Origin of the sequence: Simiduia sp. 21SJ11W-1 (assembly GCF_024138675.1) — a bacterium.
GTDB lineage: Bacteria > Pseudomonadota > Gammaproteobacteria > Pseudomonadales > Cellvibrionaceae > Simiduia.
Genome location: NZ_CP090959.1, coordinates 2,880,766 through 2,903,719 on the forward strand (window position 1 = coordinate 2,880,766; position 22,954 = coordinate 2,903,719).

Sequence of the window (22,954 nt, forward strand, 5' to 3'; positions counted from 1 at the left end):
CCCTATGGCACTAATGCGCATCAGCTCACCCCACGCCACCGGCCACAACCGCACCACCAAAGTGATGCTGACGGTCGCCCTGGCAACCCTGCCAGGCTTAATGGCACAGGTGTGGTTCTTTGGCCCCGGGCCATTGCTCAACGTGTTGCTGGCGTGCCTGTTTGCGCTGGGCTTTGAAGCGGCCTGCCTGGCCGTGCGAAAGCGCCAGGTAGGCTTTTATTTGCGCGACGGCAGCGCGCTGGTAACGGGCTTGCTACTGGGCTTGGCACTCCCCCCTTATGTGCCTTGGTGGCTCATTTTTGTGGGCACGGGCTTTGCCATTGTATTGGCCAAGCAACTCTACGGTGGGCTAGGCTTTAACCCCTTTAACCCCGCCATGGTGGGTTATGTGGTGTTGCTGATTTCCTTCCCCGTACCCATGACCCAATGGACGCTACCGGCAGACTTGGCCGGCCAAGCGCCCGGCTTTGGCAACGCGCTCACAAGCCTCTGGGCCGGTGCCAGTGCACTGCCCGACGGCATCACCGGGGCAACCCCGCTCGATGCCTTTCGCCAGCAAAGCGGTGAACTGGTAAGCGATATTTACCAAAACACACCGGTACTGGCCGCGGGAAAACTTGCAGGGCTCGGCTTTGAATGGGTAAACCTCGCGTTTTTATTCGGCGGCGCCTTTTTACTGCAGCAGCGTATTTTCACCTGGCACGCGCCGGTGGGAATGCTGGCAAGCCTGCTGGTGCTTACTGCGTTTTTTTACGACGGCGGCTCATCTGGCTCGGCGGGCTCGCCTTGGCTGCACCTGCTCTCTGGCGGCACCATGCTGGGCGCGTTTTTTATTATCACCGACCCGGTGAGCTCGGCCACCTCTAACAAGGGCCGCTTGATTTTTGGCATTGGCGTGGGCGCCTTGGTGTTTTGCATTCGCACCTGGGGTAACTACCCCGATGCCGTGGCCTTTGCCGTGCTGCTGATGAATTTTGCCGCGCCCTTTATAGATTACTACACACTGCCACGCACCTACGGGCACAACAAAGCCCGCAAGGCCACGGAGAAAAGCGAATAATGCTCGCCAAATCCATCAGCTTTAATAGCCTGCTACTCGGCGGTTTCGCCCTGCTCACCGCCGGCACTCTCGCAACCGTTAACCTGTTTACCCAAGCGCCCATTGCCGAAGCAGAGCGTGCTGCCGCGCGCAAAGCCTTGCTTGAAATCTTGCCGCCGGCCACTCACAACAACGCCATGCTGGAAGACACACTGCCGCTCACACCCGAGTGGCAGCAAGCGCTCAATGCAAAAAACGACGCCGTAATTTACCGGGCGCGCAAGGATAACGATGTGGTGGGCGTGATTATTCCGGCCACAGCACCGGATGGCTACAGCGGCAACATTCACCTGATTGTTGGCATTAATAAAAATCTCAGCGTTGCTGGTGTGCGGGTTGTGGCGCACGCCGAAACGCCAGGCTTGGGTGATAAAATAGAAACCAAAAAATCAGATTGGATTCTTGCATTTAACGAAACATCCCTCGATGAACCCGCGGCCAACCATTGGCGCGTTAAAAAAGATGGCGGCCACTTTGATCAATTCACTGGCGCCACCATCACACCGCGCGCCGTTGTTCGCCAGGTCAAGCAGGTGATTGAATTTGCCGAGCGCAACCATGACGTTTTGTTCCGCGCATCCAATGAGGCCAACCCATGAGCATAGACTCCCTTGCAGTGAGCACGGCTACCGATGAAACCATCACACCGGCTGCCGAAAATAACCCTGCAAAAAATGTGGATTATGCAGAGCTTGCACGCAACGGTTTGTGGACAAACAACCCGGCATTGGTGCAACTGCTCGGCCTTTGCCCGCTGCTTGCTGTATCGGGCACGGTAGTTAACTCGCTGGGCTTGGCGCTGGCCACGCTACTGGTTCTCGTAGGCTCAAACGCTTGCGTTTCGTTAATTCGCAACCAGGTTTCCGACGCGGTGCGGCTGCCCGTTTTTGTAATGATCATTGCAGCCTTTACCACCTGCACTGAAATGCTGATGAAGGCTTTCACCTACGAGCTGTACCAGATTCTGGGCATTTTTATTCCGCTCATCGTAACCAACTGCGCCATTCTTGGCCGCGCCGATGCCTTTGCCTCCAAACAAAAATTACTGCCTTCAGTGTTCGACGGCTTGGTCATGGGTGCGGGCTTTGGCCTGGTGCTAATAACCATAGGCGCCATAAGGGAATTGCTTGGCCAAGGCACCTTGTTTGCCAATATGGATTTAATTTTTGGCGCAGCCGCCGCTGATTGGACAATTGTTTTGTTGAATAATTATTCCGGTTTTCTTGTGGCCATTTTGCCGCCCGGCGCCTTTTTGGTGGCAGGCTTTTTAATTGCCGGAAAAAATATAATCGACAGTCAAATCAAAGCAAAACGCGACAAAAAGAAAATAAAAACTCCCAAAGGCAGTAAACGTGTTAGAACAACCGGCACAATTAGTTGACCCGTTCGCATTTTGTGCTAATTACGCCTTTTCAAGTCCCCATTTATGGTTACAATGCCTGCTCATAAAAAAATTGGTGCGCCAACGTAGCACGCCAATACAAAAAAATGGCCCACATCGGTGACTGCACAGTCCCGAAGTAAGGATGAGGGCCGCGGTAATACCACTATTTGAGGGAAAGGGAATGACGGCAGCAATTAGTCCGACTAAAGCTGATGCAATTGAGTTTCAGGGAAGAAAGGCTCAAAGAGCCGATAGCCGCGAAAGACGTAGGGCTATTCTCGAAGCCACACTTCGAATTGTTGTCCGCGATGGGATTCGCGGTGTTCGACACAGAGCCATTGCCAAAGAGGCCAACGTGCCATTGGCGGCCACCACCTATTACTTTAAAGACATTCAGGAACTGGTTTCCGATGCCTTTAACCTATTCGCCCAAGACAGCTTGAAGCAAACCGAAGCACTGGCCGAAACCAGTTTCGCCGCGCTCGATAAGCTCAAAGGCGCAAACCTTGCCGACCCGCAAATTTTTGACGTACTGGTCACCGGGCTTACCAATGCCATGGTCAACCACATCAAAAACCAGATAGCAGATCGCGACCGGCGCGTTATTGAGCACTCGTTTAAAACCGAAGCACTGCGCAACCCGGCACTGGCGCGCACCGCGTGTATTCCACAAGCGAACATCACTACCAGCATTATGAATTTCTTTAAATTGCTGGGCTCAAAAGAACCCGATGCCGATGCCCACATTGTGCACGGGGTTATTTTGTTTATGGAGTATCAACTGCTGCTGGGCGACGACATCATGGCCATGGAAACAGCACACAAGTCACTGCGCAGAATGATCAGCCAGCTGCTGGCGCTGGCAGTGAAACGCTGATTGCACGGCGCAGCTCCCAGAGCCCGGCATTGCCCACTGCTGCCACATAGTTTGAGCGTCCATAGAAGACAGGCGTAGAAGCTAACTAGATCGCAGAATCTCTAAGCTATGTCTGGACATGAAATCCAGGGCGCAGTTTGTGACGCAACGCAAATACCCTTCGGGGCCTGCCTACAAGCACAGTGTGTAAACGTTTAAGCGCCCGCAAAGCAATGCTTTGCGGGCGCTTAAACCCATGCAGGTGACGGTCACGAACGCCGCGCCAAATTCCATGCCGCTAGATTTGTAGGGCAACAGTGCTGCATTGCCGGTTTTTTTATTGCCGCGATGCAGGCTGCTTAACACTTCACAAACTTGCGCGGGAATCGTCTGGCAACTCCCTTAAGCCGTAGCTTGCAAGCAATGCCTGCCAGCGCCCGTCGGCTCGCCATTGGGTGAGTGCAGCGCTCAACGCTGCAACCACTTCTTCGCCGAGGCTACTATTGGCCAACGCAATATGTAACGGCCGGGCACCAAAGCGGCCGGCGATCACCAGATCAGGCCGGTTCATCATTTGCGCGGTGTAAGCCAATACCTCGGGGTTGTCGATCACTGCATCCACTCGCCCGCCAATAAGCATCTTCACCATTTGCCCAACGGGATTCGCTGAAGACACATGAACAATTCGGTTGTCGCCTTGAGCCAAGCGTTGCTTCAGGTAAAACTCCAGCGGGTTGCTGGCAAACTCAAGCTCGGTATTTGATTGTGCGATGCGCAGGCCGTTCAGCAGGTACAAGTTGTTGCCTTGCACGGGCCCGTTAAAAAGCGGCTTTACGCTCATGATACTGGTGCTGTCTGAGCCCAGGGGCGGAGAGAGCAACCAACCCCGTGCGCGCTGCGCGGTAATGGCTAGCACACCATCCACCTTTCCGGCCTGCATCAAGCGTACTGCACGGGGCCAGAGTTGCTCCACAAACGCCACCTCAAAACCCGCTGGCGCCAGCGCGGCCTTGGCAAAATCCACCATATAGCCTTGGCCGATGGGGTTATCAGGCGCACACACATAGGGGCAGAACTGATCGCTCACCAACACCAGCGTCCTTGCCGCACTGTTGGCTGCCACCACTTGGGCGCCGGCCAGTGCCCAGCCTAGAGCCAAAAGCCACACCCAGGGCACCCAGCGCCTGCATTGCCGGCGTGTACAACTCCAGCGCATTGCCACCTCCATCACCGCGTTATCAGCTCGATCTCAGCCACCACTCTACGCCCATGCCCTATACCAACTCCAACTAAAGCGCCAAATTCGTGGATTTGCGAGCCATTATTGTATTGGCCCACACAAAGCCCAGCCGCCGGGCTTACTTAGTAGTTGTACTCATGTATAATTCTCACAACAACATTGGTACGAAAGTACCACATAAGAATAACTATGCTTATACGCAGCCCAATATCTGACGTTGAGGAACTCCCCCACCATGCGCTCACTCATTGCCGTTTGTTTGCTCAGCATTGCCTGCACCGCGCTACACGCCACACCGCAATATCAAACCTGCATTAGCTGCCATGGCGACCAAGGCCAAGGTAACCCGGCCCTGAAGGCGCCCGCCTTGGCGGGCCAATCCGCCAGCTACCTGGCGCGCCAGCTGTCGCACTTCAAAGCCGGCATTCGCGGCAGTGATGCGAGCGACACCCTGGGCCAACAAATGCGCGCCATGGCCAACACCCTGCCAGACCAAGCTGCCATTGAGGCGGTAAGCAATTACTTGAGCACACTCCCTCGCACCTGGCCTGCGGCCACCGTTGAGGGGAACGCCGAGGCCGGCTACAAGCTCTACAACATGAAGTGCGGTGCTTGCCACGGCCCCAATGGCCAAGGCAACGAAGCCCTGAAGGCACCGGCACTGGCGGGCGTGGGCGATGCCTACTTGGCGCGCCAGTTCGAACAATTCAAAACAGGCGTGCGTGGCAGCCACCCGCAAGACAGGCCCGGGCGCCAAATGAAGATGATGGCCACCCATATGAGCAGCGCCGAACTGCACGATGTATTGGCCTACCTCAACGGGCTCGCCCAATGATGCGATTGACCACCCGACTAGCCGCGCTGCTTGCGCTCAGCGGCCTTGCTACTGGCGCTTTGGCGAGCGAGTTTCAGCTAAGTGAGCAGTGCCCGCCGAGTTTTGAGCGCACCACCGACAACAGCTGCCGACTGCACAGCCTGTACGACCAGTACAACTCGCTCTACGGCCGCGGTGTGGGTGGGCTGAAAACCGCCCTGCCGAGCCGACGCGACGGTTTCAGCCCCCAGCAAATAGACCTCGGCCGCTTTTTATTTTTCGACCCCTTGCTGTCGGCCGACAACAGCCTGTCATGCGCGAGCTGCCACCACCCGGATTTGGGCTTCGCCGATGGCCGCGCAACAGCCTTGGGTGTGGGCGGTGCCAAGGGCCACCGTGGCGCACCCAGCCTCTGGAATATGGCATTTCTAACGCGCTTTTTCTGGGATGCCCGGGCATCCAGCCTTGAAGCCCAAATGCAGGGCCCACTGTATGCCCCCGAAGAAATGGGCACTAATCCCGCACAATTGTTACAAAAGCTGAATGCCAATGACGCCTACCGGGCCATGTTTGAACAGGCTTTTCCAAACGCCGATCAATACATCACACTGGATCAAATTTACACCGCCATTGCCGCATTCGAAACGTCGCTGGTGTCGTTAAACAGCCCCTATGACCGCTACGCCCACGGCCACCACCAAGCCCTGAGCGAACCCGAAATTGAAGGGCTCAATATTTTTCGCTCTTTTGTGGCGCGCTGTGCCGAGTGCCATACCCCGCCACTGTTTACCAACCAGCAAATTGCCGTTATCGGCATTGCCGATGGCGAGGGCAACCTGCCCGATGAAGGTGCAGGCGCAGTCTTTAACAACCCCAGCTGGCGTGGCGGTTTTAAAGTGCCGAGCTTGCGCAACATCGCGCGCACTGCGCCCTATATGCACAACGGCATGTTCGATTCGCTCAAAGATGCCGCGCGCTTTTACACCCTTGGGCGTGGCCACGCGCTGAACGATAAAGAAAAAAGCAACACCGTACTGCACTGGCACATCTGGGAGCCCAAGCTCACAGATGCCGAGTTGGACCGGCTAGTGGACTTCATGAACACCCTGACCGATGAACAATTTACCCCCGCAATACCCAACAAACTGCCCTCTGGCCTGAAGCCTGTGGGCGCACTTCCACCGGCGCTTTCGTCGCCTGTGGCACGCAACAATTAAAACGAGAAAAGGGAGAATGGCATTGAGCAATAAAATTATAACTACCGTTGCCGCACTGGGCCTGTTGGCTGGCGGTGCCTGGCTGGGCCAACAACTGGGCTCAGACAACAGCGCAACACTGGTTGGCGACGCCAGCCGCTATAACAACAACGCAAACGCAGGCTTGGGCGCCGGCACCCGCTTAGACGCCACTGTGGGCGCAAGCGGTTCAGGCAAAACCATCGATGTGTACAACGGCGAATCTATTCAGGCTGCGGTAAAACGCGCAGCACCCGGCGACATCATTCGTGTGTTTCCGGGCGAGTACAAGGAAACCGTGTATATCGATAAAGACGACATCTGGCTTACCGGTGTAATTCAAGGTGGCAAATGGCCGGTACTTGAAGGTGAGCACAAGCTCAACGATGCCGTGCTCTACTCGGGCAACAACATCACCGTAGAAAACCTGCGCATCACCCACTACAAAGGCAATGCGGTAATGGGGCAGGCGGGCAACAACTTTTTAATCCGCAACAACCATGTGATTGATACCGGCGTGTACGGTATTTTCCCGCAGCTGGGTAAAAACGGGCTTATTGAGCGCAATATTTTAAGTGGCATTGAAGATGCCGCCATCTACGTGGGCATGTGCGATAACATTCACGTGAACAACAACGAAGTGTTTGCAAATGTTGCCGGCATTGAAATTGAAAACACCCGCCACGCCATTGTTGAAAACAACAAGGTGTACAACAACACCGGCGGCATTCTGGCGTTTATTACGCCGGGCCTGCCTATTAAAACCGCCTACGACATCATTATCCGCAATAACTTTATTAACGATAATAACCACGTGAACTTTGGCGCCCCAGGCTCCATTGTGGCAGGCGTGCCGTCTGGCTCTGGTATTGTGGTTATGGCGGCAGATCAAGTTACCATTGAAGGCAATATTATTTCCAACAACAAAAATATTGGCATCGTAGTGACAGATCACCACAGCTTTTCCAATATTACTATCGACCCGGAGTCAGACCCCACATCAGATCAAGTTGCCATTCTAGACAACGTGATGTTTAACAACGGCTACGAGCCCATTAAAGAAATTGCCGCCTACAAGCTTGCCAACCTCATTAACGATGATGTGGATATCATCAACGTGGGCGACAGCAAAGACAGCTGCATTTTGGATCGTGGCAAGTACGTGGGCCTGGGCCTGGGTGATTACGGCACCTGTAATTTTTCCGACACCAGCGGCACGGTTGCCTACCTGCTGGCTGAACCCGCCGAACCGCACCCGTTCAGCGAGGAAGACAAAGGCAAAATGGCCTACTACGGCATTTGCTCTGGCTGCCATGCCTACAATGTGCGCATGATTGGCCCACCGGTGCAGATTATTCAGGCGCTGTACATGGAAAACCCCGAAGGTCTGGCTGAATACATTGCCAACCCCGTGAAAAAGCGTGAAGACTACCCCGAGATGCCAGCGCAAGATTACCTGGCACCGGAAATGCGTTTGGCGGTTGCCAAATACATGCTGGGAGTAGATAACCAGGGCCGCTTTAACGACCCGGCGCTGAATCAAAACCAGTAGCATTTGATTGACTTCAACGCGTGAGCACGCCCAAGGCATAGCTTGCTCGCGCGCTTTTAATCGCACGATAGAACCACAAAGAAGGCGGCCCCTCATCGGGCCGCCGTTTTTTTGCGCCGCTTAGCCAAAAACCCACCGGCCACCAGCGGTTAATACGCCACTTTTTACCCATTTTATTGCACCCCTTGCCCGCGCCCTATTGCTTGGTTATTGTTAGTGCTCGACTCAGGAATACCCATGAATACTTTTGCACAGCACATTACTCGCCCAGTCTCCCTCGCCCTATGGCGTTTGGTTGCGGCAGCGGGTGTGCGTGCGTAAGCATTTTTTTCACCGGCTGCAAACGCAGCCGGTGCAATTGTCTACCCGATAATCTCACTCGCTGCGTTGCCACCACTCAAGGAAGGAACGCAATGAACACACCTGCCGCAAGGCCTGCACCCTATGCCCACGCGATGGCCATTGCCGCTATCACGTTATTTTCAGCCAAGCCGATTTTCATCAAGTGGGCCTTTGCCCACGGCATAGATGCCAGCCAACTTATGATGTTGCGCCTGTTAATGGCTGCGCCGCTGTTTGCCCTTGCCGGGCTGTGGGTAGTGCGCAACCATCGCAGTACCTTGCGCGATGTGGGCATTGCCGCGGGCCTTGGGGTACTGGGTTCTTATATTTCCGGGCTTTTGGATATGACGGGCCTGATGTACATCAACGCCCAGCTCGAGCGTATGCTGCTATTTACCTACCCGATTTTCACCGTACTGTTGAGCTGGGTGATCTACAAGCGCCGCCCCTCAAGGGCCATTTACCTGTGCATTGTGATGACCTACGCAGGCCTTGCGCTCATGTTCAGCAACGACCTCAGTCAGCAGGGTGAAGGCGTGATTACCGGCACCTTGCTGGTGCTTGCCAGTGCGCTCTTGTTCGCTTTGTATATGGTGTTATCGCGCGCACCCATCCAGCGCATGGGCGCCATTCCATTTACCGCCGTGGCCATGCTCTCGTCTACGCTTGTGATGGGCGTGCACCAAGGGTTGCTGGCACCTGGGCAATTAAGCCTTGCCCACCTTACGGGCTATTCGCCTGAGGTATACGGGTTAACGGCGGGCCTGGCGGTATTTTGTACGTTCATTCCCGCACTGCTCGGCAGTGAAGCAGTACGCCAACTGGGGCCAGAGCAAGTTAGCCTGCTGGGCAATGGCGGGCCGGTTATCACCACGGCACTTGCGGTGCTGCTGCTGAACGAGACCTTTACGCCCTGGCATGCCGCCGGCATGGGGATGATTCTGGCTGGCCTGTGGTTGCTACAGCACCCACCTGCGGCATTAATCGCAGCAAGAAGCTAAGTGATGGCACAGGTTATACAGCAGCCCATTGCGCGCGGGCAGGTTTTCGACGGCGGCCATTGCGAATCCGGGGTGTCTGCCCTGTGCGGTTTGACATTGGTTACATTTGTAACTAAGTTAGGCGCACCTAACAGCAAGCGAGCCAATAGCCTATGGAATCTGTGTCTTACTTGACCGGCTTTAACAACGAGCACGAAACCGAGGCCCTGCCGGGCGCGCTGCCCGTGGGCCAATTCAACCCACAAAAAGTGGCCTACGGGCTCTATGCCGAACAGTTTTCCAGCACCGCCTTTACCGCACCGCGCGCGCACAACCGCCGCACCTGGCTGTACCGCATTCGCCCCTCGGCCGTACAGGGCGACTACCAAAGCTTCCAGCAGGCCAGCCAACTGGTGCGCACAGGGCCCATTACCGAGCAGGCGCCGGTGCCCAACATGCTGCGTTGGTCGCCCCTGCCCATGCCCAGCGACCCCACCGATTTTGTAGATGGCCTGGTTACCCTGGCCGCCAATGGTGATGCCGCCACCCAAACGGGCCTGGGCGTGCACTGCTACCTGGCCAATCAATCCATGAGCGAGCGCTTTTTTTACAATGCCGACGGCGAGCTATTAGTTGTGCCGCAAACCGGCGCCCTGCGCCTGCACACAGAGTGCGGCATTTTGGATATCGACGCCGGCGACATTGCGGTCATTCCGCGTGGCATGAAATTTCGCGTGGTATTGCACGGGCCCGAGGCCCGGGGCTACCTGTGTGAAAACTACGGCGCCTGCTTTGAATTGCCAGAGCGTGGGCCGGTGGGCGCGAACGGCTACGCCAACGATCGCGATTTCCAATACCCGGTGGCGGCCTATGAAGATCGCGAAGGCGCCTTCGAACTCATCTGCAAATACGGCGGCAATTTTTTCCGCGCAGCCATTGGCCACTCGCCCCTGGATGTGGTGGCCTGGACGGGCAACTCCGCGCCTTACAAATACGATCTGGCGCGCTTTAACGTGATCAACACCGTGAGCTTTGACCACCCGGACCCGTCTATTTTTACCGTGCTCACCTCGCCCTCAGATACCGCAGGCGTGGCCAATTGCGACTTTGTAATTTTCCCTCCGCGCTGGATGGTGGCCGACAACACCTTTCGCCCGCCCTGGTACCACCGCAACATCATGAGTGAATTCATGGGGCTGATTAAAGGTGTGTACGATGCCAAAGAAAAAGGCTTTGAACCGGGCGGCGCAAGCCTGCACAACTGCATGAGCCCACACGGGCCGGAGGCTGAGGTGTTTGAAAAAGCGAGTAACGCAACACTTGCACCACAGCGCTACGAAAACACCCTGGCGTTCATGTTTGAATCGCGCTATGCCTTCACGCCCACGCGTTTCGCCATGACCACCAGCGCCCGCCAGCAAGATTACGTGGCCTGCTGGAATTCACTTAAAAAACATTTTCGCCCATAAATTTTCACGCCGGTGTACACCGGCCCAAAAGGGAATGACACCATGAAACTTGCATCATTGAAGCAGGGCCGCGACGGCGCCCTGATCGTTGTTAGCCGCGACCTCACCAAAGCGGTAAAAGCGGCACACATTGCCCCCACCCTGCAGGCAGCACTGGACGACTGGGCCGCCAAGGCACCCAAGCTTCAAGCCCTGTACGAAGACCTGAACGCCGGCAAAGCCACCGGCAGTTTCGCCTTTGACGAAGCCGCCTGCGCCTCGCCACTGCCGCGCGCCTACCAATGGGCCGATGGCAGCGCCTACGTGAATCACGTCGAGCTGGTGCGCAAGGCGCGCAACGCCGAAATGCCCGAAACCTTCTGGACAGACCCGTTGATCTACCAGGGCGGTTCCGATGATTTTATTGGCCCGCGCGACGACATTCCGCTGCCATCAGACGAGTGGGGTGTTGATTTTGAAGGCGAGATTGCCATCATCACCGACGACGTACCCATGAGCACCGATGCCGAAACCGCCAAAGAGCACATCAAACTGCTTATGCTCGTTAACGATGTCTCCCTGCGTGGCTTGATTCCGGGCGAGCTGGCCAAGGGGTTCGGCTTTTTCCAATCCAAACCCGCCTCGGCTTTTTCACCGGTTGCAGTCACGCCCGATGAATTGGGCGATGCCTGGGACGGCAGCAAAGTGTCACGCCCGCTGTTGTCTTACCTCAATGGCGAGGCCTTTGGCAAACCCGATGCCGGCACCGATATGACCTTTCACTTTGGCCAGCTGATTGCCCACGTGACCAAGTCGCGCAACATGGGCGCAGGCGCCATCATCGGTTCGGGCACTGTGTCGAACAAACAGGGCACCGGCCACGGCACCTCCATTGCAGAAGGCGGCGTTGGCTATTCGTGCATTGCGGAAATCCGCATGATCGAAACCATCCGCGACGGCAAGCCCAGCACCGGGTTCATGAAGTTTGGCGATCGCGTGAAAATTGAAATGCGCGATAAAGACGGCCACTCCATCTTTGGCACCATTGAACAAACCCTGGTGAAAAACGCCTAGGCAAGGAGCCTGTGATGAAACTCTACGGCTATTTCCGGTCATCGGCGGCCTATCGGGTACGCATTGCGCTGAACCTCAAAGGCCTGAGCGCCGAGCAGGTACCTGTGTCGCTCATCAAGGGCGAGCAGCAAGGAGCCTACCGCGAGCTCAACCCCCAGGGGTTGGTGCCCGCGCTGGGTACCGAGCAAGGGCTGCTCACGCAATCGCTGGCAATCATCGAATACCTTGAAAGCCTGCACCCTACACCTGCCCTGCTGCCCGGCGACGCCTGGCAACAGGCGCAAATTCGCGCCTTTGCACTCTCGCTTGCCTGCGATGTTCACCCGCTTAACAACTTGCGCGTGCTGAAATACCTCACGGACGACCTGGCCCTCAACGAGAACCAGAAAAACGCCTGGTACGCCCACTGGATTCAAACGGGCTTTACCGCTCTGGAAACCCAGCTGGCCGAGCACGCCGGCGATTATTGCTTTGGCATACGCCCAAGCCTTGCCGATGTGTGCCTGATCCCGCAGGTGTACAACGCCAAGCGCTTTAATGTGGATCTTGGCGCCTTCCCCACCATTTTGCGTATTTACGAGCACTGCAACACGCAACCGGCCTTTCAAGCGGCACAACCCGAGCAGCAGCCAGACGCGCCACAAAGCTGAGGTGCCCCCTTCAAACATCAGGCCTGTGAACCGGCCTGGTGTTGACGGTTGCCTACCCTTCACCCGCTCTCTGCCCTGACACGTAAGTTATTCCTAACCCAGCTAACGGACAAAGGCCGCTAATAGCCCGCGCGCCACGGCTGTACCGCCCACAGTGCCTGCCATTGCGGCGTCCATACACATTCCACCCACAAGTTATCCACAGCTGCCACCATATATAGTGTTATTGCCAATTAGAATTTGCATATCTTGTGCTAGGCGTTAGAATAATTGCCATCATTTGGGGTGCAGGGGCCGGTGCAGCAGACCGGCCGGATTGAAGATGCAGGCAAGGCGGATTCAGCTGCAATGGGAGGGCAAGGAATAGCGCCCGCGGTTTACAGCCGCACCCAGGCATTCAGCGCAATTTCGCACCAGTGCTCACAGCCATCACAATCAACCAGACAGACAAACAGTAAAACGCTGCTGTTTGAGCTTGGGTACAAACACGATAAGAGCCCTCAGCTGTGCAAACCACAAGCGCAACATGAGGCCAAGCCCCGCCACCAAAGGCAGGCGCCAAGGCGGGGCGTCACACACAGATTCCAGTTTTGCCATTTCCGGGGTTACCCGGCCGAATTATTCACAATTAAAAGCAGTTTAAGGACCATTGACCATGCTGAGTTGGGACGACTACGAGAACGAAGCCACCACAACCAAGCCCACCGAACCGCAACCGGCCGCTGCCCCACAGCCCGCACCCAAGGTGCAGGCGACCCAGGCAGCGCCGGTAGCGGCCCAAACGGCCGCAACCGATAAACCCGCGAGCGATGCCATCGCCAAGGCCCGCGCCGCTGTCGCTAACCTCGACACCGCCGCCGGCATCGCCGACCTGGAACTGGGTGCCGAGCGCGTTCAGGTAGACGACAAGCGCATGATCAACTGCCGTGCAGATCTCAACCAACTGGTGCCCTTCAAATACGAGTGGGCCTGGCAGAAGTACCTGGATGGCTGTGCCAACCACTGGATGCCCCAGGAAATCAACATGACCGCCGACGTTGCGCTGTGGAAATCGGCCGATGGCCTGACCGAAGACGAGCGCCGCATTGTGATGCGCTCGCTGGGCTATTTCTCAACGGCTGACTCCCTGGTGGCCAACAACCTGGTGCTGGCCATTTACCGCCTGATCACCAACCCCGAATGCCGCCAGTACATCTTGCGCCAATCCTTCGAGGAGGCTATCCACACCCACGCCTACCAGTACTGCATCGAGTCGCTGGGCATGGATGAAGGCGCAGTATTTAACATGTACCGCGAGCTGCCCTCTGTGGCCAACAAGGCGGTGTGGAGCCTGAACCACACCAAATCGCTGTCTGACCCGACCTTCACCACCGGCACCCCCGAGACAGACCAAGAGCTGCTACGCAACCTGATTGCCTTCTATGTGGTCACCGAGGGTATCTTCTTCTACTGCGGTTTCAGCCAAATTCTTTCTATGGGCCGTCGCAACAAAATGACCGGTGTGGCCGAGCAGTTCCAATACATTTTGCGCGATGAATCCATGCACCTGAACTTTGGTATTGATGTCATCAACCAGATCAAACTGGAAAACCCGCACCTGTGGACGGCCGAATTCAAAGCCGAAGTGGTACAGATGATTCTGGAAGGCACCGAGCTTGAAATTGCCTACGCACGCGATTCTATGCCGCGCGGCGTACTGGGCATGAATGCCGCCACCATGGAAGAGTACCTGCACTTCATTGCCAACCGTCGCCTGGCGCAGTTGGGCCTACCCGAGCAGTTCCCGGGCGCGCAGAACCCCTTCCCGTGGATGAGTGAAATCATGGACTTGCGCAAAGAGAAGAACTTCTTCGAAACGCGCGTTATTGAATACCAAACCGGTGGCGCACTGAGCTGGGAGTAACCCTCAGGCGTCTTTGCCGGCAGCGCCCGCTGCCGGCATTTGTCATTAACCAAGAGTTGTCAACGGAGAGAACGATGGAACATGACCGACGCAATAACCTAGACCCGATGCAAGAGGCCATGCTGATTAGCCTCGATCAATTAAGCCAAACGCTGGAAGTAATGGGCCAGGTGATCAACCGGCTGCGCTACCAGGTAGAAGACATGGCAGACACACGCCCACCAACGGCGGAAGAAGCCGACCGGCTCTCCCCCATGCATTAGCCTCAAAATCACGGGATTCTGTCTATACTGCTTTAAACCCAAGGGAAAGTAGTTGATGGCCAGAATATTCATCGTTGATGACGTAGAAGATAACATCAAGTTGCTCTGGTATAACCTGGAGGACGACGGCCACGAGGTCGCTTCCGCCAACAGCGGCCAGGCATGCATAGATCAAGCACCGGCCTTCAAGCCAGATGTAATCTTGCTCGACATGATGATGCCTGGCATGAGCGGCATTGAAACCCTCAAGGTGCTGAAAACCTTGCCGGAGGTTGAGAATGTGCCGGTTATTATGGTGTCTGCCGACGACAGTGACGACAGTATCATCGACGCCCTCGACATAGGCGCGCACGACTTCATTTCCAAACCCTTCATCTACCCGGTGCTGGAAGCCCGCGTGCGCTCGGCGGTGAGGCTCAAGCAAAGCCAGGAAGAACTGGGCGCCGCCAACGAGCGGCTGGCCATTCTCGCCTCAACAGATTCCCTGACCGGTTGCTTTAATCGACGCCACTTCTTTGAGATGAGCCAGCTGGAGTTCGCCAAGGCCACCCGCCACGGACGGCCTTTGTCGGTAGTGATGCTCGATGCCGATAAATTCAAAGCCATTAACGACACCTACGGCCACGCCATGGGCGATGAGGCACTGAAGGCCATTGCCGACACCTGCCGAAGCTGCCTGCGGGAATCAGACATACTGGCGCGCCTGGGGGGTGAAGAGTTTGCCTTATGCTGCGCTGAAACCAACCGTGATGGCGCCGCCCAACTGGCCGAACGCATCCGGCAAGCCATTGAGAAGACCACCGTCGAGCTTGACGGGCAGGCCATCAACTTTACCCTGAGCCTGGGTGTTACCGAACTGGGTGAAGGGGATATCAGCTTCGATCAGTTGATAAACCGCGCCGATCAGCTGCTATATCAGGCTAAGTCTAATAATCGAAATTGCGTGGTGGCAGGCTGAGCCAAGCAGCCGCCAGCCTCACCCTTGTAAGCCATGGCTTACAAAAGCTTCAGCCATACGCCACTATCGCCTACACCCTGCCTTGGGCAGAATACACAACATACAAGGAAGTCGACACGGAAGTGATTCAGGCCATTGATGGTCAAGGGAGGCGCCCTTTGGAAAACAGGGCCATAACAAATACGGTCAGGGATACGGCATCAAGGATAGGCAGAAGGATTCTGCAAGATGATGCAAGGACAGCGATTAAGGATTAATCGATAAGACCGACACTTAGGGAAAGATATTCAAAGGCCAGCACTGCTGGTCTTTTTCATTTCCGGGCTTTACTAATCCCGTGAAGCCACAGCCGTGTCAGCCAAAGCTGACAAGCCGCTGGCCAGAAACCTACGCCTGCTGCCGTTCCAAGCCACTGGGCGCACAGCAGGTGGTTTTGCATAATACCCATCAACAAGGAAGTACACAGGATGTAACGCGGCCACTGAAGGCAAAGGGAAGTACCTCCCGGATGGAGGTCATAGATAGGTCAAGGAATAGGGACGAAGACCAGCACTTAGGGAAAACGCTTTAAGAGGGCCAGCTTTGCTGGCCCTCTTTCATTTGCGCGTTAAAAAAAGCTGCGGCTTACGGATGTAGGTTTTGGCTGACACACTCTGGCGCTTCCCGCCACTAGGCGCACACGGGGCAATTTTGCAAAATACCCATCAACAAGGACGTACCACAAGGAAGTATCGAGGCCAGCGAAGGCCAAGGGAAGCGCCCTCAGGACGACAGGGCCAAATAAACAAGGTCAAGGAAAAAGGATCACGGACGGTTCAAGACCACAACTTAGGGAAACACATTCAAAAGCCGGCATTGCCGGCTTTTTTTCTATCCGTCACCTGCGACTTCTCAGTCAGCCACAATCTCGTATACTGCCTGAAAATAACAACGAGTAGCGCCCATGGCATTTCGCATTCCCTCTACCAACACATTTTTAATTCAGGCCTTTGTGCTTTTGGCCTGCGTCTATTTGGTGAGTTTATGGTTGTCTTTGCCTGTGTACCTTGCAGCGGTGCTAAAGGTGGCCCCCATACTGTGCTTGCTGACGCTGGCTCTGAAGGCGCCGCAGCGGGCCAACTTTCTAGTGGGCGCCCTGGTATTTTCCGCCCTGGGCGATGTGTTACTCGCACTACCTATTGAACACAGTTTTGTATTGGGCCTGGGTGCCTTTTTAATTGCACAGTCGATTTATGCCGCAGGCTTTTTTGTGCGTCGCGCGCAACCGATTAGCGCACAGCATAAGGGACGTTTATTTTTTGTGTTGGTAATAAGCCTGGCCTTGGCCACTATCATTTTGCCGCGCACCGGCGCCTTGGCAATGCCCGTCACGGTTTACCTGTTGGCCATTGCTGCCATGGCGGCAACCGCAGCCACTGTCCCCAAGGCGGGGGCCGCGTTATTTTGCGGGGCCTTATTGTTTGTACTTTCAGATGCCTGCATAGCAATCAACAAGTTTGTGTACCCTTTCAACGGCAGCGACATTGCCATCATGAGCACCTACTACGGCGCACAGGCACTTATTTGCTATGGGGTGCTACGCCACCAGCGTCAGGTGCAGCGCTAAGGTCTTGGCAGTCAGCCACTGATTGATCGGCCGCGCGCTGAAAAAACAGCGTTACCCGGGCCACGGTAATTCCCCACTTTTTGATTGCCGCCTGATTAAACAAGTGGTCGTTATCCAGCTGGTACATCCAGTCGTCAAAGCGCACATGGTATTGGGAATCGCCCACGGGCAAATCCATTGCATACTGCCACTGCAGGGCAAACCCTTCACTGCGCCCGGTAGCTGTGCCACTGATGTCTGCCGCACGCCCGGTGTAATGACCTGCGCTACTTTCATCAATAACCCATTGCCGGAACTGCGTTTCACCGTCGTCATAAAGAAAGTGCTCGTCGAGCACCAGCTGACCATCGCGCACGCACCCAACAAGATCTACGGTGAAACGTCGAACCACCTTGCCCGTGTAATCCCGCACCATGCCCCAGGCGCGGGATTGGCCGTTAAAAAAATGCAAAAGATCTACCCGCTGCTGCTCAGCGGGCGTGGCCGGTGCGTAACTCTCTATGCCGCTGCACCCCGCCAGCGCCAATAACATCGCTGCAGCTATAAGCCATTTTTTAAAGCAAATCATTCCGCAAGCCCCGCCAGTTGATTGCGAACCGATGTGTTGCGGGCATTGGGGTGCAACCAAATGGCTGCGAAGGTAGACGCAAACTGCGCGTGTTCTACGGCGCCTAACAGCTGGCCGTTCATGTAAAACTTCGCCCGGTCATCGGTATCGACCCACAAAGTCAGCTCGTCACCTGCTTCTACGCTTTGCCAAATAGCCCGAAGCTCGGCAAGCCACGCTTGCGTGTGTTCACCGACAAGGCCCAAGCGTTGCCACTCGTCGCGGGTGGTTTCAATCAGGTCTTGGCGGTCAATGTCCCGGTGATAGTGAATCACCAGGGCAAAGGGTTTCGGCAAGGCCTTGTGATCAACAATTGCGCGCCCTTCGCAGCCGAAGGTGTGCGCGCGATAAATTTTAATTCCCCAATAGCGCAACTCGGCTGCCCCGATTTTTTGCAACTGCTCAGTGGCAGGCGCTTCAACCGGGCGTTCGCAGGCTACACTTGGCAGAGCGCAGATCAGCATCACCAACAGCAGGAAAAACCGTTTCATAAAAGTGTCACCCATAAACCCTATGTACTGGCATACGGCCAAATCCTAAAATTGGATGAGACTTACAGGCCCAGCCCGTTTTCCGGTAGAGTGGCCACCTTTTTTCCGGCAGCAGGACTCGGTGCCATGAGCCACACTCAAGAACACGCCCACAGCGAAAGCCAGGTTCAGCAAAAGGGCCTCTGGGGCATGACCCGGCCCATGTTGCTAGAACAAGCGCTGGTGCTCAGCATTCCCATGACGGATTTGTTTTTTCTGAGCCGCATATCCGACAGTGCAGCAGCCGCCGTGGGTGCCATCACCCCTATTTTGTACTTTTCTTTCACCTGCCTGTGGGTGGTGGCCTTTGCGGGCTCCGCGCTGACCTCCCAGCGCATGGGAGCAGGCGATTACCAAAAGGCCAATGCCACCATAGGCGTGTACGGGCTGTGGCTTTTGCTGTTTAGCCTGCTGGCTACCGCCATGGTGTTTTACGGCGGCCCTTTGGTTTCCGGCTGGATGGGCCTTGAAAGTGCAATAAAAGCCGATGCCGATACCTACCTGCGCATTACTGCCTGGATGATAGGCGTGTGGGGTATTCATTCACTCACCCACAGCATCCTCACCGTCTACGGCCTGCCCCAATGGAACCTGCTGGCCAATGCCGTGTATTTCATCAGCAATGTGATTGGCAACAGCTGTGTGGTTTTCGGCTTGTTTGGCCTGCCAAAACTCGGGCTCGAAGGCGTAGCCTGGGTGAGCGTTTTTTCATCGCTGCTAGGGGTTGTGATCGCAATACTGGCCATTAGATTGAAACTTAAACTGCACATTGCATGGGCCAGGGTGCGCGCTGATTTTCGGGGTCACTCCCGCCAGCTGGGGCGCATTGCGCTACCCAGCATTGCCGAGCCACTCTCCTTTGATGGCCAAATGATTGTGCTGAGTGCCATCGTGGCCGTGGGCGGTACCACGGAATTGGCGGCGCGCGCCTACACCTTTAATACCTTTATGGTGCTGCTGATTTTTACCATTGCCATCAGTACCGCTACCGAAGTTCTGGTGGGGCAACATGTGGGCGCCGGCCACTTCAAAAAGGCGCACAAACAATTGCACCAAAGCCTGAAGGCGGCCTATTGGGGCGCACTTGGCCTGGGTGTACTACTGACGCTATGTGCGCCCCAGATCATGGCGCTCTACACCAACGACGCCGCCATCCTCGCCATGGCCTACTTCTACTTTGGCTTATCGCTGCTGGCAGAGCCCGGGCGGGTAACCAACATCATTGTGGGCAACACACTCAGGGGCACCGGCGACGGCTGGTTTATCTCGATTGCCGGGGTTCTGTTCAGTTGGCTGGTGGCCGTACCACTGGCCTGGTTGCTGGCCATTCACTTAGGCTGGGGGCTTTTGGGCGTGTTGGTGGCAGCAGCCATGGATGAGTGTTGCCGCTCGCTGATTTACTACCGCCGCTGGGGCCAGGGCCACTGGCGCCATAAAAACGCCACCGCGCTCGAACGAGCCCAACAACAATTGAACCAAACCGGCGATGGTATTTAGGGCAGGTTGCGTGGTTGGGCCATAAATTCCATAAAGCGCGCGTGCAGTGCGCGCGCCTCCTGTGGCTGGCCAGCCAAAAACAATAATTCAATGGCGCACTCAACCGTGCACAGGCCACCCGGGCGTTGATTGCGCCGCAGCCGAAACAGCGAAGGCCCCTCACGCACCAGAGCCAGGCGCGGTACATCGGCCAAATAAGGGCTGTGGTTCACCATTTTCTGTGCTTGCTGCCAGGTGGCATCCATCAAAATCACTTTTACAGGGCCACCCAAGCGCGCGCGCAGCTGATTTTCAAGGGGTTCGCGCTGCAGGGATTCAGGCACACAATCAAACGCCTCACCCTGCATGCCAAGCAGCGGGTATACCAACCAGCACTCCTGTCTGGCGATGGCCGTTAATAGCGCGGCATCCGGTGCTTTGCGCGCCCAAATAATTTGCCTGGCGCGAATTGCAGGAAAGTGCATAAGCAACTGGCCGGTGTTGGATTTCTTAGCCAGCTCACGCTCATGGCACAGCAAAATAAATTCAAGCAACTGATCACCCTCTGTTGCCGATTACAGCCGTTAAAGACATAAAACAAACGCCCATAAAAAAGCCCCGGCAAGCCGGGGCCTTTTAACTACACAACAATTACTCGGCAGCGGGTGCCGGGTCTTCGTTGGCAGCTGCAGCTTCAGCAGCGGCTTCTTTGATAGACAACTTAATGCGGCCACGCTGATCTACGTCCAAGCACTTAACGCGCACAACCTGACCTTCTTTCAGGTAGTCGTTTACGTCATTCACGCGCTCTTCAGCAATTTGCGAAATGTGCACCAAACCGTCTTTGCCTGGCAAGAAGTTTACAAACGCACCGAAGTCTACAATACGCACTACAGTGCCTTCGTAAATGGCGCCCACTTCTGCTTCGGCAGTAATCGCACTGATACGATCCAATACGCTGCGAATCACATCGCCGTTGGCACCGAAGATACGCACAGTACCGTCGTCTTCGATATCGATAGATGCGCCGGTTTCTTCGGTCATAGAGCGGATAACGGCGCCGCCTTTACCGATGATGTCGCGAATCTTGTCGGGATCGATCTTGATCACTTCAAAACGTGGCGCGTTATCAGAGATCTCACCACGTGGTGTGGCGATCACTTTGTTCATTTCCGCCAAGATGTGCAAACGCGCGTGCAGAGCCTGCTCTAACGCAATTTCCATAATCTCTTCGGTAATGCCTTCGATCTTGATGTCCATCTGCAGCGCAGTCACACCGTTGGCGGTACCGGCTACTTTGAAGTCCATGTCGCCCAGGTGATCTTCATCGCCCAGAATATCGGTCAGTACGGCGAAACCGTTGTCTTCTTTAACCAGGCCCATGGCAATACCGGCCACAGGAGCCTTCAAGGGTACACCTGCATCCATCAGCGCCATGCTGGTGCCACACACAGAAGCCATTGAAGAAGAACCGTTAGATTCGGTGATTTCACTTACCACGCGCAGGCTGTAAGGGAAATCATTCATGTCTGGCAGCATGGCGGCAACACCGCGGCGCGCCAGGCGGCCATGGCCGATTTCACGACGACCGGTAGCACCCATACGACCGCACTCACCCACTGAGTAGGGCGGGAAGTTGTAGTGCAGCATGAAGGGGTCTTTGCGCTCGCCTTCCAGGGCATCAATAATTTGGGCATCGCGGGCACTGCCCAAGGTAGCCACAACCAATGCTTGGGTTTCACCACGGGTGAACAGAGCAGAACCGTGAGCCTTTGGCAGCACGCCCACTTCCACATCAATGGCGCGCACGGTTTTGTTGTCGCGGCCATCAATACGCGGCTCACCAGCCACCACGCGGGTACGCACAATATTTTTCTCAAGCTTGCCAAACGCTTCGCGCACGTGCTCTTTGGTTACGCCAGACTCTTCGTCTACCAGCTCTTCAATGGCCTGGGTACGCAACTCACTCAAGCGGTCGTAGCGCTTGGCCTTATCGGTAATGCGGTAAGCAACACCAATGGAGTCTTCAAAGCCTTTCACCAGTGCGGCTTTAAGCTCTGTGTTTTCAGCAGGCGCTTTCCAATCCCATACGGGCTTGGCGGTATCGCGGGCCAAATCATTAACCGCTTGAATAACCGCTTGCAGCTCCTGGTGTGCGTAAAGCACGGCGCCCAGCATGATGTCTTCAGGCAGCTCATTGGCTTCGGATTCAACCATCAGCACGGCGTCTTGGGTACCGGCAACCACCATGTCCAGCTCGGAATCTTTAAGCTCGGTGTAGGTTGGGTTCAGCACATAACCCGATGCCTGGGTGTAACCCACGCGCGCGGCACCAATGGGGCCGGCAAAGGGAATACCAGAAATCGAAAGCGCAGCCGAGGTGCCGATCATTGCGCAAATATCGGGATCAACATCGTTGTTTGCAGACAGTACAGTACACACCACCTGCACTTCATTTTTGAAACCATTGGGGAACAGCGGGCGGATCGGGCGATCGATCAAGCGCGAAGTCAGGGTTTCTTTTTCGCTCGGACGGCCTTCACGCTTGAAGAAGCCACCGGGAATCTTGCCCGCAGCGTAAGCCTTTTCGATGTAGTGTACAGACAGGGGGAAGAAGTCTTGACCATCTTTTGCTTCTTTTGCGCCCACTACGGTACATAAAACAGAGGTGTCACCAATGCTGGCAATTACAGCGCCATTGGCCTGGCGCGCTACGCGGCCAGTTTCGAGGGTGACAGTTTGGTTTCCGTATTGAAACGATTTAATTACAGGATTCACTTATATCGTCCTTTTCTCTTTGCTTTCAATTAATTCTAAAATTCGACTAACTACTTATAACGAACGTGTATTTAACAAGCTTGCTCGCACAAAGCCTTGCACAAGCATTGGTGTGAGCCACCACGACACAATTTGATTTCGGTATGCCGACAGCCTTAC

The 22,954-nt window shown here is 55.6% G+C and carries 21 protein-coding genes; 16 read left to right on the top strand and 5 right to left on the bottom strand.

What is annotated here, in order from left to right; translation table 11 throughout:
* Nucleotides 1-4: 4 nt before the first annotated feature.
* From rsxD to L1F30_RS12610, 4 genes are all read left to right on the top strand, one after another.
* Nucleotides 5-1,060 (top strand): electron transport complex subunit RsxD, encoded by a 1,056-nt coding sequence (gene rsxD, locus L1F30_RS12595; RefSeq protein ID WP_253356582.1) that lies wholly within the window; start codon nt 5-7, stop codon nt 1,058-1,060.
* Nucleotides 1,060-1,698 (top strand): electron transport complex subunit RsxG, encoded by a 639-nt coding sequence (gene rsxG, locus L1F30_RS12600; protein ID WP_253356584.1) that lies wholly within the window; start codon nt 1,060-1,062, stop codon nt 1,696-1,698. The genes rsxD and rsxG overlap by 1 nt, the downstream gene beginning before the upstream one ends.
* Nucleotides 1,695-2,480 (top strand): electron transport complex subunit E, encoded by a 786-nt coding sequence (locus L1F30_RS12605; protein WP_253356585.1) that lies wholly within the window; start codon nt 1,695-1,697, stop codon nt 2,478-2,480. Before rsxG ends, L1F30_RS12605 begins: the two co-directional genes overlap by 4 nt.
* A gap of 358 nt (nt 2,481-2,838) precedes the next feature.
* Nucleotides 2,839-3,360, top strand: a complete 522-nt coding sequence (locus L1F30_RS12610; protein ID WP_253356587.1) for a TetR/AcrR family transcriptional regulator — start codon at nt 2,839-2,841, stop codon at nt 3,358-3,360.
* Between the two features lie 346 nt (nt 3,361-3,706).
* Here L1F30_RS12610 and L1F30_RS12615 read toward each other — a convergent pair whose 3' ends face one another.
* Nucleotides 3,707-4,555, bottom strand: a complete 849-nt coding sequence (locus tag L1F30_RS12615; protein ID WP_253356589.1) for an ABC transporter substrate-binding protein — start codon at nt 4,553-4,555, stop codon at nt 3,707-3,709.
* 259 nt (nt 4,556-4,814) lie between these two features.
* On the opposite strand from L1F30_RS12615, the gene L1F30_RS12620 reads away from it, so the two are divergent.
* From L1F30_RS12620 to L1F30_RS12670, 11 genes are all read left to right on the top strand, one after another.
* Entirely contained in the window at nt 4,815-5,414 is a 600-nt protein-coding gene (locus L1F30_RS12620; protein WP_253356591.1) for a c-type cytochrome, read from the top strand.
* Nucleotides 5,411-6,610 carry a cytochrome-c peroxidase gene (locus L1F30_RS12625; protein WP_371922633.1) on the top strand — a complete coding sequence of 400 codons (1,200 nt, stop codon included), beginning with the start codon at nt 5,411-5,413 and terminating at the stop codon, nt 6,608-6,610. The genes L1F30_RS12620 and L1F30_RS12625 overlap by 4 nt, the downstream gene beginning before the upstream one ends.
* A gap of 16 nt (nt 6,611-6,626) precedes the next feature.
* Nucleotides 6,627-8,180, top strand: a complete 1,554-nt coding sequence (locus L1F30_RS12630; RefSeq protein WP_371922634.1) for a parallel beta-helix domain-containing protein — start codon at nt 6,627-6,629, stop codon at nt 8,178-8,180.
* Between the two features lie 413 nt (nt 8,181-8,593).
* Nucleotides 8,594-9,523: a DMT family transporter gene (locus tag L1F30_RS12635; protein WP_253356594.1), complete on the top strand. Its 930-nt coding sequence runs from the start codon at nt 8,594-8,596 to the stop codon at nt 9,521-9,523.
* Nucleotides 9,524-9,675: 152 nt separating this feature from the next.
* Nucleotides 9,676-10,971: a homogentisate 1,2-dioxygenase gene (hmgA, locus tag L1F30_RS12640; RefSeq protein ID WP_253356596.1), complete on the top strand. Its 1,296-nt coding sequence runs from the start codon at nt 9,676-9,678 to the stop codon at nt 10,969-10,971.
* A 42-nt stretch (nt 10,972-11,013) separates the two neighbouring features.
* Complete coding sequence (locus L1F30_RS12645) at nt 11,014-12,024, top strand: fumarylacetoacetate hydrolase family protein (protein ID WP_253356597.1); 1,011 nt, start codon at nt 11,014-11,016, stop codon at nt 12,022-12,024.
* 14 nt (nt 12,025-12,038) lie between these two features.
* A complete protein-coding gene (gene maiA / locus L1F30_RS12650) occupies nt 12,039-12,674 on the top strand; it encodes a maleylacetoacetate isomerase (protein WP_253356598.1) in 636 nt (211 codons plus the stop codon).
* A gap of 655 nt (nt 12,675-13,329) precedes the next feature.
* On the top strand, nt 13,330-14,577 hold the full coding sequence (locus L1F30_RS12655) for a ribonucleotide-diphosphate reductase subunit beta (RefSeq protein WP_253356599.1): 1,248 nt from the start codon (nt 13,330-13,332) through the stop codon (nt 14,575-14,577).
* 74 nt (nt 14,578-14,651) lie between these two features.
* Complete coding sequence (locus L1F30_RS12660; RefSeq protein WP_253356600.1) at nt 14,652-14,840, top strand: hypothetical protein; 189 nt, start codon at nt 14,652-14,654, stop codon at nt 14,838-14,840.
* Between the two features lie 55 nt (nt 14,841-14,895).
* Complete coding sequence (locus tag L1F30_RS12665; RefSeq protein ID WP_253356601.1) at nt 14,896-15,798, top strand: diguanylate cyclase; 903 nt, start codon at nt 14,896-14,898, stop codon at nt 15,796-15,798.
* A gap of 943 nt (nt 15,799-16,741) precedes the next feature.
* Nucleotides 16,742-17,404 (top strand): lysoplasmalogenase, encoded by a 663-nt coding sequence (locus L1F30_RS12670; RefSeq protein WP_253356602.1) that lies wholly within the window; start codon nt 16,742-16,744, stop codon nt 17,402-17,404.
* On the opposite strand, the gene L1F30_RS12675 is transcribed toward L1F30_RS12670, so the two are convergent.
* Together L1F30_RS12675 and L1F30_RS12680 are read right to left on the bottom strand one after the other, a co-directional pair.
* Nucleotides 17,358-17,972, bottom strand: coding sequence for a DUF3833 domain-containing protein (locus L1F30_RS12675; RefSeq protein WP_253356603.1), 615 nt, complete (start codon nt 17,970-17,972; stop codon nt 17,358-17,360). The two genes, L1F30_RS12670 and L1F30_RS12675, sit on opposite strands and share 47 nt — an antisense overlap.
* Nucleotides 17,969-18,502 carry a chalcone isomerase family protein gene (locus L1F30_RS12680; RefSeq protein WP_253356604.1) on the bottom strand — a complete coding sequence of 178 codons (534 nt, stop codon included), beginning with the start codon at nt 18,500-18,502 and terminating at the stop codon, nt 17,969-17,971. The genes L1F30_RS12675 and L1F30_RS12680 overlap by 4 nt, the downstream gene beginning before the upstream one ends.
* 126 nt (nt 18,503-18,628) lie before the next feature.
* On the opposite strand from L1F30_RS12680, the gene L1F30_RS12685 reads away from it, so the two are divergent.
* Entirely contained in the window at nt 18,629-20,038 is a 1,410-nt protein-coding gene (locus L1F30_RS12685; protein ID WP_253356605.1) for an MATE family efflux transporter, read from the top strand.
* Here the strand turns inward: L1F30_RS12685 and L1F30_RS12690 are convergent.
* The gene (locus L1F30_RS12690; RefSeq protein ID WP_253356606.1) at nt 20,035-20,571 is read right to left on the bottom strand and encodes a DTW domain-containing protein; all 537 of its coding nucleotides are present in this window, start codon (nt 20,569-20,571) and stop codon (nt 20,035-20,037) included. The two genes, L1F30_RS12685 and L1F30_RS12690, sit on opposite strands and share 4 nt — an antisense overlap.
* A gap of 97 nt (nt 20,572-20,668) precedes the next feature.
* Entirely contained in the window at nt 20,669-22,795 is a 2,127-nt protein-coding gene (pnp, locus tag L1F30_RS12695; RefSeq protein ID WP_253356607.1) for a polyribonucleotide nucleotidyltransferase, read from the bottom strand.
* Nucleotides 22,796-22,954 lie beyond the last annotated feature (159 nt).